Here is a 14,427-nt window from a genome sequence, read left to right on the forward strand (position 1 = left end):
TGGGATCTTGGACTTCAGCTCCTATGGATTGGCGCCAGGGATTTGAAGCGTTTTGGCTATGACGAGCATTTCAAGGTCTATGATCTGGACGTAAGCAGCCCGACCTTTGGTCAGGTCAGCGAACCGAAGAATCTGGCCGCACCCGCCTTCTGGTTTGGAAACTTCCGCAGCCGTTTTCATGCGACGGAAAACTATGACCTCACGTTTCGCATCAACAACCTTTTTGACTTTACCCAGACAGCCTATGGCGACAGCCCCACGACCTGGCATTACCATTTGAATCATGCCCACTTCGATAATTTTCATACCTGGGGACCGCTGATGGGACGCGAATATTTCGGAGGTTTGGAGGCCCGCTGGTAGGAAAAGACCGGATCCCTGAGGATCCGGTCCAAGGCCTTTTTTCAGCTCTTATGCATGAGACTCCTGGGGGATCCAGGATGGAAAAGGATCATGGCCCAGGTAGGAGATTGACGAAGATTTCGTGAGACAGGCATCCAGGCTCTGCTCGATAAAGTCCTGATTCAGATCGATGCCGATCACAACCAGCTCCTGAGCCGGTGGTGTTTCATCCTCGGCCCAGTATCCGCCCGGCTCCAGCACACAGGAGCGGGACGCGAGGGACAGAATCGCGGCCTGATCGGGACGCGAGGCTAGCCAGATAAAGCCTTTGGCCCTTAGGATTCCCTCCTCCCAGGCGCTTTCCAGAAACTGGTAGAGACGTTCCGGGTCGAAAGGCTGCGCGCGCCGATAGACAAAACTGGAGAGTCCATAGGCGGCTGTTTCCGGTTGATGTTCACCGCGAATTTCCGCGAGCCAGCCGCGTGCAAGAGCGGCTTCCTCGAAGTCGAAGCGTCCGGTATTCAGGATTTTGGTCAAGGGCACCTGCCCCTGTTGCGTGCGCAGAATCTCGGCGCGTGGATTGAGCCGCCGCAGAAGGGCCTCAAGGAAGACCAGGTCCTCTTCCATCACGCGATCAATCTTATTGACGAGAATGACATTGGCGAACTCCACCTGCTCGATCAAAAGATCGACGATGTTGCGCTCGTCAGATTCCTCCAGCGCAAGGCCGCGTTCGGCGAGCGTCTCGGCATCCTTGTAATCCAAAAGAAAGTTATAGGCATCCACCACGGTCACCATGGTGTCCAGACGAGCGATCTCACTCAGCGATTGTCCGGCTTCATCCGCAAAGGTGAAGGTTTCTGCAACGGGCAAAGGCTCGGATACCCCGGTGGATTCGATTAAAAGATAATCGAAGCGCTGCTCCGCGGCCAGGCGTCTGATTTCAAGAAGAAGGTCTTCACGCAAAGTACAGCAGATGCAGCCGTTGCTGAGTTCGACCAGCTTTTCCTCGGTGCGACTGAGGGAATAATCCTGGTTTTTGATCATTGCGGCATCAAGGTTCAGCTCGCTCATATCGTTCACAATCACAGCCACGCGCAGGCCGTCCCGATTGCGAAGTATATTCTGAAGAACTGTGGTCTTTCCTGCGCCCAAAAAACCGGAGAGGACCGTAGTAGGTAATAGTGACATGATGAGTCGCCTTATTGCAAAACTTATCTTTTTATTAGGATATAATCCCTATAATGTACGTTGGTGATATAACCATTAATGCAAATAGTTGCAAATAGAAATGGACAAAGCACCGAATTCAGCTTATGATGTAAGAGAAAGCAGGAAGGGGAATTGTATGAAAAAGAATGTTCATCCCGCCTATAACTGGGTCGTTATTGAAGATGCCTCCAGCGATTTCCGATTTTTGACTCGTTCGACGCGGAAATCCGATCAGAAGACTACCTGGACCGATGGCAAGGAATACCCTTTGATTACGGTCGAGGTTTCGAGTGCTTCGCATCCGTTTTACACGGGCAAGCAGAAGATCATGGATACGGGCGGGCGTATTGATCGCTTCAATAAGAAATATGGGAAGGCGAAACCGTCAGCCTGATCGTCAGAATAAGTCGTGCATAGCGTTCGGCCGCTGCTCCCGAGCAGACGGCCGATTTTTTATCCTGCAGTATTTTGCGTCAGATCCTGATGCATCCTGCTCCACCCGAGCCCGTTTTTTTCAGTAAAAATCCCTTGAATCTCAATTATTTGAAACCTGGATAAGGCTTTGCAAAGAAGCTCTCGTGAACCAACCGGAGGCTTCGCTCATGTCTGTTCTTGCCGTACTGAAAAGTCTGGCCATCCTTATTGTAGTGATCCTGCTTTGGAACGCCCGATCCCAGACCAAAGGGGTGACTCATGCCAGGAAGATGAGTACGGACCCGGAGATTGCCAAACTTTCGGGCACCATCACGGATGTGCGCACGAAGAATGGCAGGAGCCTCGTCAAGATTGAGGACAGGCATGGTCGATACTTCTGGGCCATTGTCCGCGATGAAATGCTGCAGGTCGGTGATCGCATGAGTTTTGAAATGACGGTTGCGCACCATCATTATTACGTCGCGGATTTTGGTTTATCTCTGCCCGAGTGTTACATCGTCAGCGTCTTCGACATCCAGCCAGGGGAAAGGGCCTCCGTATGAATCTCGGCATGCCGGAACTTTTGATCATTGGGTTTGTTGTGGTCCTGCTCTTCGGAACTTCAAAATTGCCGAAGCTGGGTTCGTCATTGGGCGAAGCCATTCGCAATTTCAAAGATTCCGTATCGGTGGCCGAACGTGAGGAGAGGGAGATCCAGCGTCCCCAGGACAAGGATCATCCCTGATTCCGGAGAATGACGGCGATGTGATCCTCAAGCCTGCGGTAAGCTTCGCCTGCCGCAGGTTCCAACGTTTCGTCCTGACATAAGCCTTCCAGCTGACGCGCGGCCGCTGCCAGTTCATGAAATCCATACTGATCCGCTGTGCCCACAAGGCTATGGGATTCCCGCCTTAATTCCAAACTATCCTGTCGTGTCCAGGCCCCATTCAAACGCTCCAGGCGCGCCGCCAGTCGCTCGCAGAATCGAGCCCGCAGCTCACGAAAACCTTCCTGAGACTGCGGCGCGGGCTGCGGCTCGGTTTTATCCGCGGACGGAGCCGGGGTGCCGGTCAGCTGCAGAAGCTGATCGGCCAGATGCTCGGGAAAGGTTTGAAAGGAGAGGGGTTTGGTATAAAAGCCCTGAAATCCCGCCGCCAAAGCTTTGGAGCGTTCGGTGGACAGGGCGCTGGCCGTCAAGGCAAAGATCGGAATTTTAAGACCGAGTTCCTTGATATGAGCAAGAGTTTCATAACCATTCATACCAGGCATGGAAAGATCGAGCAGTATGCAGGACAGCGCAGTGCGTTCAATGCGCGTCAAGGCTTCCTGGCCATCGCGTGCTTCATAGACTTCAGCACCGGCCATCGTTAAAAGATGGGAAAGGATCTGACGGTTGTCATCATCATCATCAGTGACGAGGATCACACGCCCCCGCAGGATCGTTCGCGGGATCAATGCCAGCTCCGGGGTTTGGCCGGTTTGCTTCAAATACCCATCCAGGGAAAGCGGATTGAGGGGCGCACGTATCATGCCCGGCGCTTCATAGCGATCCAATTCCAAAACAAAGCAGCTGCCCTTGCCGACCGTGCTCGATTCCAGATAAAGCCGTCCCTCCAAAAGTTCGGCCAGACGCCGCGAAATGGCGAGACCCAGGCCGCTGCCGCTTACACCGCGCTTTTGATGGGAGGTGAGCTGCGTGAAGCTCTGGAAAAGGAGATGCTTTTCATCCTCGGGAATACCGATCCCCGTATCATCAACGGCGAGACGCAGAACAGGGCCTTCCGCTTTCTGAATTTCGGCGATCTCCAAACGAATCGTGCCCTGGTCGGTAAATTTAATGGCATTGCCCAGAAGATTGATCAGGATCTGCCGCAGACGCACGGGATCGGAATCCATGCGATCAGGAATCGGGCCCTGGCCGCGGACCTCGATCATCAGACCTTTCGCCTGCGCCTGGGGAACTGTGGCTGCAGCCAGTTCCCGCAGCAAGGATTCCACCGCGAATGTTTCACGCTGCGGCACCAGGATATCGGCCTGCAGTCGGGAATAATCGAGCAGGTCGCCGAGCAGTTTGGAAAGATGCTGGCTGTTGCGCCGGATGCCTTGAATTTCCGGGATCATCGTCTGCTGGCGCGAGGCCATGATTTCGGTATAGCCCATGATGGCGGAAAGCGGCGTGCGGATTTCATGGCTCATGCTGGCAATGAACTGATCCTTGGCGGTGTTGGCCGCTTCGATAATTTTATTCTGCTGACGGAAATCCTCGGCCTGCATGCGGCGTTTCTGAAGATCGCGCGACAGGTTGATGAGGACGATGCTGGCGCTGATTAAAATGGCAACTCCCAGTGCAAGAAGGGTCAGGGGCTGCCAGCCCAGGCTTTGGGGAAAGGCGCTGAGACGCAGATAAACCTGATGGCCGGTCAGATCATGACGGCTGCGCAGCGAGGTCGTGAGTTCTGAGCTAGGCTGCCGATTGAGAATCGCGAGGGGCCGGTGACTGGCGTTGACCAGGGCCGCTTCGTATTTTTGCTGCACCCATTTGGGAAGATTATGCTGCAGTAAAAGATCCAGGTCATACACAACAAGGACGAGGTGGGCTATGCGCCCTCCCTCCAAAATCGGCAGGGCCTGCGCGATGCTTTGCCGTCCACCCGCAAGGCCAAGGCCGGGCGTGAAAACCTCCTTGCCGCGGGATTCAGCCTCGGTGATCCAGGTTTTGAGATCCCTTTGCTGCAGGATGCTGGCCACCAGGGCCTTTTCATGTTCCGGCAGGACCAGCTGCGGTTCACCCTTCATATCCAGGACGGCGAGGCAGATGAGGTCGGTATGCTGGGCCAGATAATTCCTTAAGGCATCGGGCAAAGAGCTGATCCCGCCCTGCCGGGTGGCATGCTGCTCAAAGAGCCAGCCCAATGAACGGTGGGTGGCCGAGAACCGATCCATCAGGCTGGCCTCGGCGGCCACGAGATCGTGCGGTATGGTTTCTTTCAGAGACGCCGCCTCTCGTTGTCGGAAGAGGCCAAAGAGGGAAAGCAGAAAGATGCCAATGGATACTATCAGGATGATCGGGGCCTTTTCTCTCATCGCTCACCTGTCGCAAAATGCTACGCGCGTGTCCAAATATTCTGACAGAAAAAATCGCAGCTTATGGCTCAAACCCGCTTCCAGAAGGCTTTTTCTTCTGGTCCGTTTATTGCTGATTAAGACCTGTGCCCTCCCCAGGGTTCTGCTAACGCTAAGTGAATTGGAGTCCTTATGAAAAAATTCCTGATGATCGCCTCGCTTGCATTGACTTCCACTGTGCCAGCTCTTGCCGCCACAGAACAGCCTAAAACTGTCGACGCCAAAGAATCAACAGCTCTGAAGGCTGAGAAGTCGGAGAAAGCGAAAGAGAGTCCCAAGGCTTCCAAAAAAGCCCAGAAACATAGCAAAAAGCATTCGGAAGCTCCCAAGGCCAACTGACCGCAAGCTTTGGAGGTAGGAGGGGAGCCCTGGGTTAAAACTCAGGGCTCCTGTTTATATTGCTGCGCGTCGATTCCGTATTTCGCCAGCAGGCGATAGATATCGGAACGATAGCGTCCGGAGAGGCGCGCAGCCTCCGATATGGATCCACGGGCCAAACCCATGAGCCGCAGAAGGAAGGCCCTCTCAAAGGCTTCCTTGGCTGCGGCGTAGTTCGTTTCGAATTCGCCGCTCTCGTGAGGACTGCCGGCCCCTGCATTATCCCGCTGCCGATTTTTACGAGCCAGGATATCTTCGATATGCAGGACGTTATCCTGCGACAGCACCACCGCGCGTTCGATGGCATTCTGCAGTTCCCGAATATTGCCCCTCCAGTCATAGGCTTCCAGCCTTGCGAGGATATCGCGCGAAGGAAAGCGGATGGCCTTGTCATAGCGCTTATTGAAGCGTTCGATGAAACTGCGCGTCAGGGCTTCGATATCGTCCTTGCGTTCGCGCAGGGAAGGCAGATAGATCGGGATGATGTTCAGACGGAAATAAAGATCCTCGCGGAATCGACCCAGAAGCGTCTCCTCTTCCAGATCGCGATGCGTGGCCGCGATGATGCGGGTATTGACCTTGACCGATTGGGTGGAACCGAGCGGCGTGACTTCATGCTCCTGCAGAACGCGCAGGATCTTGGCCTGAAGATTCAGGGGCAGCTCGCCGATTTCATCCAAAAGAAGAGTCCCATCGCTGCAGGATTCAAAGATACCCTTTCGATTGCTGCGGGCATCGGTGAAGGCGCCTTTGGTGTAACCGAAGAGTTCCGACTCCAATAGCGTCTCAGGAATCGCGGCGCAGTTCAGGGCCACGAAGCGTTCCTTGCCACGCGCGGAGGACCTGTGGATAGCACGGGCCACGAGCTCCTTGCCGGTTCCTGACTCGCCGAGGATCAAGACATTGGCGTCCGTATTCCGAATGCGAGCGATCATATCCAGGACCTCGCGGAAGGCTTCGCTGCGGCCAACGAGCCCGATGTCCTGATACAGCTCTTCCATGCTGCTGTCCTGCGTCGCGCTTTCATCCGGGATGTGCAAAAGGAAACGATCCACGAGGCTCGTGACCGAATCACCCTTCAGAATAAAATCGGAGGCTCCCTTATGCGTGGCCTCCACAGCCAGAGGCACACTGCCATAGGCTGTCATGATTACGACCTTGGTGAAGGCGGCTTCACGGGCAAGATAGGGAAGCACTTCCAGGGCATTGTCCGGGCCGATGACCAGATCAAGCAGTATGGCGTCGTAGCTATGCTGCCTTACCAGAGTTTTCATGGTGGTGAGACTGTTGGTTTTATCGACGAGATAGGAGCGGCTTTCCAGTTCTGCCGTTAAAAGATCAAGCATATCGGCGTCATCATCCACGACCAGGACGCGTCCCTGAATCTTTCCTGCAGCCATTTTCATGCTATTTTATCCTGATGTCCGAATTTTTATGCAATTCACCCGGCCAGCAACACTGGGTCGATGGGGGCTTTTCTATCATAATGTGAGGAAGATGAGAGATTCCAGAGGGAAAGGGTCTTTGCAAAGACCGGAGCCCTTGCAAAGTCGAGGGGGCTTATTTTTTGGGCTTGGGACTGTTGGCAGCCTGAGCTGCGCGATCCGCCTGAGCTTTTTGCTCGGCTTTGTCTTTCACGTCACTTTTTTGTTTTTGATCTTTGGCTTTTGATTTGGGACTTTTGTCGCCCATAAGATCTCCTTGCGAGGAGTTAAATGAATACCAATTTTGATCGTACGCTCGAAAGCGGCCAATTGCAAAGGTTCTCAGTGATGATGGATGAGGAAGATGAATGATGAGGCCGATTGTGAAGGGAAGGGCAGGGAGAAGAATAGCGCGTGACGCTCGCTTCACCCTTTCCAGAGGGTCGGATCCAGCTGGATATTACCAGCGGGTTCTCGCGCGTGGCTCACGGGCACGGGCTTCGTTCACAGTGATCGTGCGACCATCCAGTTCCGTTCCGTTGAACTTGCTGGTTGCATCGATGGCGTCCTGGGATGAATTCATCTCGACGAAACCAAAGCCTTTGCTGCGGCCGGTATCACGATCCATGATCACCTGTGCGCTGAGGACTTCGCCAGCACGCTCAAAGAGAGCTTCCAGGGTTTCATTGGTCGTAGAATACGCAAGACCACCGACGTACAGTTTGTTAGACATGCAAATACCTTTCGAAAAATTATTGAGTAGGAATATAAAATTGCACACTCAAATGGGGGAGATGACTTAGGATTGGCACAAAAATGATGAGTTAATGGCGGGTCCTAAACCGATGAGCAGGATGCTCATATAAGCAACGCTTCGGCATTGATTGAATAAACCTTAACACTTATTTCGATGGAACACCAGGATTAGTTTTCATAATGACGAGCCTCGATTCATGTATTTGAGTAAGGCGCTGCTTTAATGGACTATTATTTTTTTACAAGTGAAGTCTCTGTGAATTATAAGTGATCCGTTTGAACAGGTGAGAAGACGGCTTTTCCACACACGGAGGCTTCATGCTTAAGAACCACCATAAGACACGAGCAACACAGGACGACATTCGTTGGAAAAAATTTGGACAGGAGATCGAGGCGATCCAGCGTCGCGTGGAGGCGGACCTGGGCGAGAAGGATCGCGAGCATATTCTCCGTATCAAAAAGCGTTCGAAAACTCTGGAACGGGTGGGACGGGCGTTGATTCATTTCAGTCCAGAACCGATGAGCTTCAGCTTGGGTGTGACAGCGCTTTGGGCTCATAAGCAGCTCGAAACATCGGAGATCGGGCACATGGCCCTGCATGGCGTCTATGATCGCTTCGTGGATGATCCGAGTCTTCATTCGCGATCCTTTCAATGGAAGTTCCCGGTGGATGAAGAGGCCTGGCGTTATGCACACAATATTCGGCATCATTCCTTCACCAATGTTGCGGGGAAAGATCCGGATATTCACTTTGGTATCATCCGCCTGACAGCGGAAACACCGCATCAGTGGTTTCATTACCTTCAGCTGCCGGTCGCGCTTTTTTATGTGATGCCCAACTTTGGTTCGGCTATCAACACGCATGTCACAGGCCTTTTGGATGTCTATCTGGGCAATGGTCGGAATGATGATTCGGATTTCCTGAAGGATCGTTCCTTTGCATCCATTCGGGCGGCTCATCGCAAGGCCTTCCGCAAGTGGGTGCCCTATTATGCGGAAAACTATGTTGTCTATCCGGCCCTGGCCGGGCCCTTCTTTTGGAAGGTCATGGCGGGCAACTGGATGGCGGATAAGATGCGGGATATCTATACGGGGCTGACAGTATTCTGTGGGCATGTGGGGCCGGATCTGAAAAGTTACGAAACAGAGGTCATTCCGAAAAGTCGCGGCGAGTGGTATCGCATGCAGATCGAATCCTCCCAGAATTTCACGGTCAGCCGCCCGCTGTCGATACTCTGTGGAGCCCTCGACTGCCAGATCGAACATCATCTTTTTCCCAAGCTGCCGCCGAATCGTCTGCGCGAGATCCGTGACGACGTCAAGGCCTGCTGCGAACGCCACGGCGTGACCTATCGCAGCGACAGCTGGCCGCGGACTTTAAAGCGGGTTTTTCAGCAGATCGCGGTCCTCAGCCGACCGGGTTAATGGCCCATGGGCTCTATTAGCTAGACCGACATAATGTTTGCACTATAAGCTTCGAAGTTTTTTTTCGTTCCTTCGGTCACTGCTGAAAACCTAAGATCAGCAGCAACCAAGGGAGAAATCATTATGCGTTTCAAGCCTTTCGTCCAGACCGTGTTGACCTTGTCCTTCATGATCGCTGGGGTGGCTCAGGCCAAGTCCCTTCTCAATGTATCCTATGATCCCACCCGCGAACTTTACCGCGACCTGAACAAGGAATTTGCTGCGGACTGGAAGGCCAAAACAGGCGAATCCCTGGAGATCAACCAATCCCATGGAGGTTCGGGAAAACAGGCCCGGGCCATCATCGATGGGTTGGAAGGGGACGTCGCGACCCTGGCACTGGCTTATGATATCGACGAGATCGCGGCCCGCGGCCTGATTGCCAAGGACTGGCAGGCCAGGCTCCCGCATAAGTCTGCACCTTATACCTCGACCATTGTTTTTCTGGTGCGGAAGGGGAATCCCAAAGGCATCAAGGATTGGAAGGATACGATCAAACCTGGGATCGGCGTCATCACACCCAACCCCAAAACGAGTGGCGGCGCGCGCTGGAATTACCTGGCGGCCTGGGGTTATGCTCTGAAGCAGCCGGGAGGTGATGAAGCCAAAGCCAAGGACTTTGTGCGGGCGCTTTATAAAAATGTGAAGGTTCTCGATTCAGGGGCGCGAGGCGCGACCACAACTTTTGTGGAGCGCGGAATCGGTGATGTGCTCTTGACCTGGGAAAATTAAGCGTTTTTGGCCATCAAAGAACTCGGCCCGGACAAGGTTGAGATCGTGGTTCCAAGCAAGTCGGGCGGAAAGCTGGATCAGATTCTGAATGCTGTCGGCTTGCAATGACCTTTGTTTAGATTGTTAATCTGTGGGAGCCCCGTCTGCCGTTAGGCAGGCGGGGTAGTTAGGTGGACAGCCCCACGTGAGGCTTCAGTCCCTGCCGTCTTGTCACTCACGCTGATGAGGTGGAGAAGCTTGGGGATGCTGCCCTCTTGAATTCCGTCTATATTGGATAGGTTTCCCGTGCCGTATTGAACGAGGCCCGTTTGAAGCCCATCCGCAGTGCACTCATCATTTTCTTCTGCTGGCTTGCCACCATTCTCCCAGCCCGTGCCCTTGCTTTATCTGTTTCCCCGAACAGCATCGTTCTCAGCGACCAACTTCAACTCGTAAAACTTCATCCGTACGCCTACTTCGTCGACACCAGCCGGCAGTTGACTGCGGCCGACATTGCGCAGCGATTTATTCGGGGGGAGTTCAAAGGGCCGAACCATAAGGCTATGACTTTTGGTTACACCGACTCTCACTACTGGGTGGCATTTAGTATTCGGAATGACAGCAGCGAAGAGGCTTGGTATTTACTGCCGGGTCACCCACTGCTTGAGACGCAGGTCTATCGTATCCAGGCTGATCGCACACCTGTACGGCAAGCGTCTCTTGAGGAGCGTTATGCTGTGACTGAAATGAAAGTCCCTCCTCAAACAGAAGCCCAGTTTCTGGCGCTTGTCACTTCGCGGGTTGCACTCAGCCTCCAATTCGAGCTGATGACGCGTACAGAACTGAGCCGTCGTCTGCAGCAGGAAGCCATGTTCCTCTCGGCCGTCCTCGGCTGCTTTCTCGCTATGCTTTTCTATAATCTTTTTCTCTACCTTACGCTGCGCGACAAAAATTATCTCTTTTACCTACTTTTTGCCCTCGTCAACGTCCACTTCGACCTCTTGACCGTTAATTTCCCCAGCGGAATTTGGAACTGGATGGGCTATTCCTGGTGGGACATCATAGGGTACTATCGTCCTTTGGCCCCGCTCACGGCCTTCATCTTCGCGCGATCTTTTCTGCGGATCCAAGATCATTCCCCTCGTCTGGATCGCTGGATTTTCGCGTATATTATAGGCCTTTTCCTCCTTATACTCGTGCACAGGATGGTTCCGCACGCCCAGCTTATGAGTGCAACAGACCTCTATTTCCTCGTTGGTGTGTTCTTCCTTCTCTATCTGGGCGTCCATAGCCTTATCCAAGGATTCACACCCGCACGTTATTATCTTGCAGGCATCGGCACATTCCTTGTCGGAGTCGCCATCTGCCTCATGCAGATGATGGGTTGGCTTCCTGCTCATCCTTTGACGATCAACGCGATCGTTGCCGCCCAGGCTATCGAAATGATTCTCATGTCTCTCGCCCTGGGCGGTCGATACAAACTCATTCAGGAGGAAAGACTGAAGGCTGAGTTTAGCTCGGGTGTGAAAAGCCACCTCCTGCGAACCATCTCTCATGACATCGCCAATCCCCTGGCCATAGTCAAAGGATACTCTTTCAAGCTGCAGAAAGAGAATCCAGACAGCAAAGCCGTGACGGGTATTGTGCGCGCTGTGGGAATGATCGAGGACATCATGCGCTTTGTCCAAAAGACGGAATATATGAAACAGGGCATGCACATCGACCTGACAGTCGTGTCCCTCCAGGAGGTCTTTGCGTCCTTGGCCTTTCTCTTCGAAGGCAAAGCCCAGGAAAAAAAGCTTAACCTGGAGTTTCACCTGGAACACCCGGGTTTGACTGTAAAGGCCGAAAAGACCAGCCTCACGACCGAGATTCTGGGAAATTTTCTCTCCAATGCCATCAAGTTTTCACCTCCCGGGAAGACCGTGAGGATGGAAGCGCGCGTTCATAGCAAAGAGTACATCATGATTTCCATAGAAGACCAGGGCGCTGGTATCAGCCCCGAGCAGCTCGAAACACTTTTCGACCCCAGGCATAACCTGAGCAGACCCGGCACAGATGGTGAACAGGGCGTCGGCTACGGCATGCCCTTGGCCAAAGCGTTCCTCGACGCCTTTGGAGCCACGGTTGAGGTTACCAGCAAAACGGTCCAGGCGGATTCCGTAGCGAGTGGAACCGTCTTTCGCATCCTTATCCATGCGGCCCCTCCGCTGCAATCCATGTGAACCCAAAGAAGGAGGCATCTCATGGGTCAGGCCAGTCATTTGAAAAGCCTTCTGCGAGTTTGCAGGATTCTCAGCGTGATGCTTTTTTCCATGGGCGCATGCGCAAGGATTTCCTTTGCTCAGATGGCTCCGCTTGTGCTCCAGAATCAATCCCAGGATGTCAGTGACGCGCTTGTCGTTCTCAGGTCATCGGATCAAAATCCGGAGTGGGCGATCCAGTCACCGGAGACTCTGCTCAAGACTGTCCAAACAAGAGGGACGCCCAATCGCAAGTCCTGGGGTTATAGCTCGGACACGCTTTGGCTCGCAGGAAGCTTTCAGAATACCAGCGACCACGCGCAGGAACGTGTGCTGGCTCTGCCTTTCTCATCGCCGACCGTCGCCGATTTTTATGTCTTCAGCGGGCAAGATGAGCTTCTCAAAACAGTGAGAACCGGAACATTATCTCCGCTCGAAACGCGGGAGCTCAAACTGAACCTGACGGGAATTCTTCTTGAAATCCCTGCGCATGACACCGTGCACGTTCTCATTCGCCAGCAGTCGCACAGCCTGCTTGATACGCACTATACCTTAAGGTTGACCCGTGATCATCAGAAGCTCGAATGGATATACCTCGCGGCCTACGGCCTTTATTTCGGGCTGGCCCTGGCTCTTTTCTTTCATAATCTGAGCCTTTATTTTGCGGTACGGGATAGAGTTTACCTGACCTACCTCGCCTATGTCCTCTGCATCTCGGCAGCCATGCTGTTTTCATCCGCATACTATTCGCTCTTTTGGTATCGAACACCTGCCTGGCTGCACTTTGCTCCCTATGCAACACCTGCTCTGGCGTGTGTAGGGGCCGCTTTCTTCTTCTGCGAATTTCTGCATCTCCATCCGAAAACATCCTGGCTTGCGCGTTTCATGATGCTCATCGCCGGCCTGTCCATCCTGAGTGCTGGCGGCTCGATGGTATGGCCTCAGATTTTTATGCCCTGGAACCCTTTTTTGAATACGGGCGTGCTTGTGGTGGGACTCTGCGGGTGTATCCTGAAGGTAGTGGAGAAGGAGCGTTATGCCTGGTTCCTGCTGATTGCCATCCTATCGCCGATCCTCACAGTGGGCGCGTATTATATTGGAAACTTCGCCTTTAAAGCCTCTGTGCCTTCCGACATCATGTCAGCAGCGTTCGGTTTGGAAATGATCCTGATGTCGGCGGGCTTGTCACAACGCATCCATGAGATTCGTCAGAGGCAGTATCTTTGGGAGTCTCAGCAGGAGGCGATCATCTATCAGTCGAAGATGAAAGCCCTGAGCGAAATGGCCTCGGGGATGGCTCATGAGATCAATAATCCACTTATGATCATTAGCGGATACGCGGACGTGATCGACCGCCTCCTGAAGCGCCATCCGCTCGATATCCAGCACATCAGGAATCTCACGGGAAAAATCACAGCGACGGTAGAGCGCATCGCCTACATCGTGCAGTCGCTGCGTTCCTTTGCGCGGATGGATGCGGATCTTGCTTTCGAGAAGGTCTCTCTTCAGGAGATCCTGCAGCAGGCGCTCGCCCTTTTCGAGTCGCGCATTCAGGATGCCGATATCAAGCTTACGATCGAGGTGCCTGAAGAGCCCTGCATGGTCTACGGCCTCAGCAGTCAGCTCATCCAGGTAGTCTCGACGCTCCTCGATAATGCGATCAGCGCGCTGCGTGGTGCTTCGCATAAGAGCCTGGACGTCCGTCTCGTTTTCAAAAAGGTTGACTCTCATCTTCGCGCGGTCCTGACCATCCAGGATAGCGGGCACGGCATTCCCCGGGATCTGCAGACTAAAATCTTCCAGCCCTTCTTCACGACCCGGCCCATGGGGGAAGGCGTTGGTCTGAGTTTAAGCCGGGCGCAAGGGATTGTGAAGTCGTTCAATGGTCAGCTTTACCTCGATTCGGAGGCCCCGGCTACGAGCTTTGTCATGGAATTGCCTTTGATTGATGTGGCGTGAGGATTCGCTGGCGCGATGAGGCCCAGCATGCAGTGGCATCAGAGCCATGTAAACCGAGAGTATGTGGTTGCGGGGACCTCTGTCTTCACTCAGGACTCGACGAAATGGATCGATATGAATGGGGACGGACTCGCTGATGTCGTCACCAGGGATGACGAGCTGAACTGGTCGGTACTGATCAATAAGTCATTTGATGCACTGATAATTCCATCACCTTTGCTGAGCCGATCAAAACGCGATTTCCTTTCCGTGACCTTGACTCGCCCCAAAACGCTGTGATCGATGTGAATGGGGATCGGAGAGCTGATCTTCTGGTGCAGGATGCACTTGAGGGCAAAGTTTTTGCCTTTGTCAATGAGCTATCGCCTGACGGATTTTGGTCGAAGCAGGGAATCCCTGTA

At 53.5% G+C, this 14,427-nt stretch carries 13 protein-coding genes and 2 pseudogenes; 10 read left to right on the forward strand and 5 right to left on the reverse strand.

Annotated elements, in window-relative coordinates; all coding sequences use genetic code 11:
• Window positions 1–363: pseudogene (locus VFO10_RS07420) on the forward strand (hypothetical protein); the annotation flags it as partial.
• Between the two features lie 48 nt (window positions 364–411).
• On the opposite strand, the gene VFO10_RS07425 reads toward VFO10_RS07420, so the two are convergent.
• Complete coding sequence (locus VFO10_RS07425) at window positions 412–1,533, reverse strand: GTP-binding protein (RefSeq protein WP_325138609.1); 1,122 nt, start codon at window positions 1,531–1,533, stop codon at window positions 412–414.
• Window positions 1,534–1,690: 157 nt separating this feature from the next.
• On the opposite strand from VFO10_RS07425, the gene VFO10_RS07430 reads away from it, so the two are divergent.
• From VFO10_RS07430 to VFO10_RS07440, 3 genes are all read left to right on the forward strand, one after another.
• Window positions 1,691–1,948, forward strand: a complete 258-nt coding sequence (locus VFO10_RS07430; RefSeq protein WP_325138611.1) for a type B 50S ribosomal protein L31 — start codon at window positions 1,691–1,693, stop codon at window positions 1,946–1,948.
• Between the two features lie 208 nt (window positions 1,949–2,156).
• Window positions 2,157–2,531, forward strand: a complete 375-nt coding sequence (locus VFO10_RS07435; RefSeq protein ID WP_325138614.1) for a hypothetical protein — start codon at window positions 2,157–2,159, stop codon at window positions 2,529–2,531.
• Window positions 2,528–2,713, forward strand: coding sequence for a twin-arginine translocase TatA/TatE family subunit (locus VFO10_RS07440; RefSeq protein ID WP_325138616.1), 186 nt, complete (start codon window positions 2,528–2,530; stop codon window positions 2,711–2,713). Before VFO10_RS07435 ends, VFO10_RS07440 begins: the two co-directional genes overlap by 4 nt.
• Here the strand turns inward: VFO10_RS07440 and VFO10_RS07445 are convergent.
• Window positions 2,704–5,052 (reverse strand): ATP-binding protein, encoded by a 2,349-nt coding sequence (locus tag VFO10_RS07445; protein WP_325138619.1) that lies wholly within the window; start codon window positions 5,050–5,052, stop codon window positions 2,704–2,706. The genes VFO10_RS07440 and VFO10_RS07445 overlap by 10 nt on opposite strands.
• Before the next feature lie 171 nt (window positions 5,053–5,223).
• On the opposite strand from VFO10_RS07445, the gene VFO10_RS07450 reads away from it, so the two are divergent.
• Window positions 5,224–5,430 (forward strand): hypothetical protein, encoded by a 207-nt coding sequence (locus VFO10_RS07450; protein ID WP_325138621.1) that lies wholly within the window; start codon window positions 5,224–5,226, stop codon window positions 5,428–5,430.
• Window positions 5,431–5,471: 41 nt separating this feature from the next.
• Here VFO10_RS07450 and VFO10_RS07455 read toward each other — a convergent pair whose 3' ends face one another.
• The 3 genes from VFO10_RS07455 to VFO10_RS07465 form a co-directional block, all read right to left on the reverse strand.
• Entirely contained in the window at window positions 5,472–6,875 is a 1,404-nt protein-coding gene (locus tag VFO10_RS07455) for a sigma-54 dependent transcriptional regulator (RefSeq protein ID WP_325138623.1), read from the reverse strand.
• Window positions 6,876–7,029: 154 nt separating this feature from the next.
• A complete protein-coding gene (locus tag VFO10_RS07460) occupies window positions 7,030–7,161 on the reverse strand; it encodes a hypothetical protein (RefSeq protein ID WP_325138625.1) in 132 nt (43 codons plus the stop codon).
• Between the two features lie 192 nt (window positions 7,162–7,353).
• Window positions 7,354–7,626 carry an RNA-binding protein gene (locus tag VFO10_RS07465; RefSeq protein ID WP_325138627.1) on the reverse strand — a complete coding sequence of 91 codons (273 nt, stop codon included), beginning with the start codon at window positions 7,624–7,626 and terminating at the stop codon, window positions 7,354–7,356.
• Between the two features lie 341 nt (window positions 7,627–7,967).
• Between VFO10_RS07465 and VFO10_RS07470 the strand changes: the two genes are divergently transcribed.
• From VFO10_RS07470 to VFO10_RS07490, 5 genes and pseudogenes are all read left to right on the forward strand, one after another.
• Complete coding sequence (locus VFO10_RS07470; RefSeq protein ID WP_325138629.1) at window positions 7,968–9,074, forward strand: fatty acid desaturase family protein; 1,107 nt, start codon at window positions 7,968–7,970, stop codon at window positions 9,072–9,074.
• A 168-nt stretch (window positions 9,075–9,242) separates the two neighbouring features.
• Window positions 9,243–9,908: pseudogene (locus VFO10_RS07475) on the forward strand (sulfate ABC transporter substrate-binding protein); the annotation flags it as partial.
• A 245-nt stretch (window positions 9,909–10,153) separates the two neighbouring features.
• On the forward strand, window positions 10,154–12,049 hold the full coding sequence (locus VFO10_RS07480; RefSeq protein ID WP_325138632.1) for a sensor histidine kinase: 1,896 nt from the start codon (window positions 10,154–10,156) through the stop codon (window positions 12,047–12,049).
• A gap of 21 nt (window positions 12,050–12,070) precedes the next feature.
• Window positions 12,071–14,026 carry a sensor histidine kinase gene (locus VFO10_RS07485; RefSeq protein ID WP_325138634.1) on the forward strand — a complete coding sequence of 652 codons (1,956 nt, stop codon included), beginning with the start codon at window positions 12,071–12,073 and terminating at the stop codon, window positions 14,024–14,026.
• Between the two features lie 27 nt (window positions 14,027–14,053).
• Entirely contained in the window at window positions 14,054–14,305 is a 252-nt protein-coding gene (locus VFO10_RS07490) for a hypothetical protein (RefSeq protein ID WP_325138636.1), read from the forward strand.
• The last annotated feature ends 122 nt before the right edge of the window (window positions 14,306–14,427 follow it).

Source organism: Oligoflexus sp., from assembly GCF_035712445.1.
In the GTDB taxonomy this organism is placed as follows: Bacteria; Bdellovibrionota_B; Oligoflexia; order Oligoflexales; family Oligoflexaceae; genus Oligoflexus.

Bases quoted from the DNA above. Each gene is read 5' to 3' on its own strand.
- VFO10_RS07425 (WP_325138609.1), bottom strand. From the start codon at position 1,533: ATGTCACTATTACCTACTACGGTCCTCTCCGGTTTTTTGGGCGCAGGA.
- VFO10_RS07430 (WP_325138611.1), top strand. From the start codon at position 1,691: ATGAAAAAGAATGTTCATCCCGCCTATAACTGGGTCGTTATTGAAGAT.
- VFO10_RS07435 (WP_325138614.1), top strand. From the start codon at position 2,157: ATGTCTGTTCTTGCCGTACTGAAAAGTCTGGCCATCCTTATTGTAGTG.
- VFO10_RS07440 (WP_325138616.1), top strand. From the start codon at position 2,528: ATGAATCTCGGCATGCCGGAACTTTTGATCATTGGGTTTGTTGTGGTC.
- VFO10_RS07445 (WP_325138619.1), bottom strand. From the start codon at position 5,052: ATGAGAGAAAAGGCCCCGATCATCCTGATAGTATCCATTGGCATCTTT.
- VFO10_RS07450 (WP_325138621.1), top strand. From the start codon at position 5,224: ATGAAAAAATTCCTGATGATCGCCTCGCTTGCATTGACTTCCACTGTG.
- VFO10_RS07455 (WP_325138623.1), bottom strand. From the start codon at position 6,875: ATGAAAATGGCTGCAGGAAAGATTCAGGGACGCGTCCTGGTCGTGGAT.
- VFO10_RS07460 (WP_325138625.1), bottom strand. From the start codon at position 7,161: ATGGGCGACAAAAGTCCCAAATCAAAAGCCAAAGATCAAAAACAAAAA.
- VFO10_RS07465 (WP_325138627.1), bottom strand. From the start codon at position 7,626: ATGTCTAACAAACTGTACGTCGGTGGTCTTGCGTATTCTACGACCAAT.
- VFO10_RS07470 (WP_325138629.1), top strand. From the start codon at position 7,968: ATGCTTAAGAACCACCATAAGACACGAGCAACACAGGACGACATTCGT.
- VFO10_RS07485 (WP_325138634.1), top strand. From the start codon at position 12,071: ATGGGTCAGGCCAGTCATTTGAAAAGCCTTCTGCGAGTTTGCAGGATT.
- VFO10_RS07490 (WP_325138636.1), top strand. From the start codon at position 14,054: ATGCAGTGGCATCAGAGCCATGTAAACCGAGAGTATGTGGTTGCGGGG.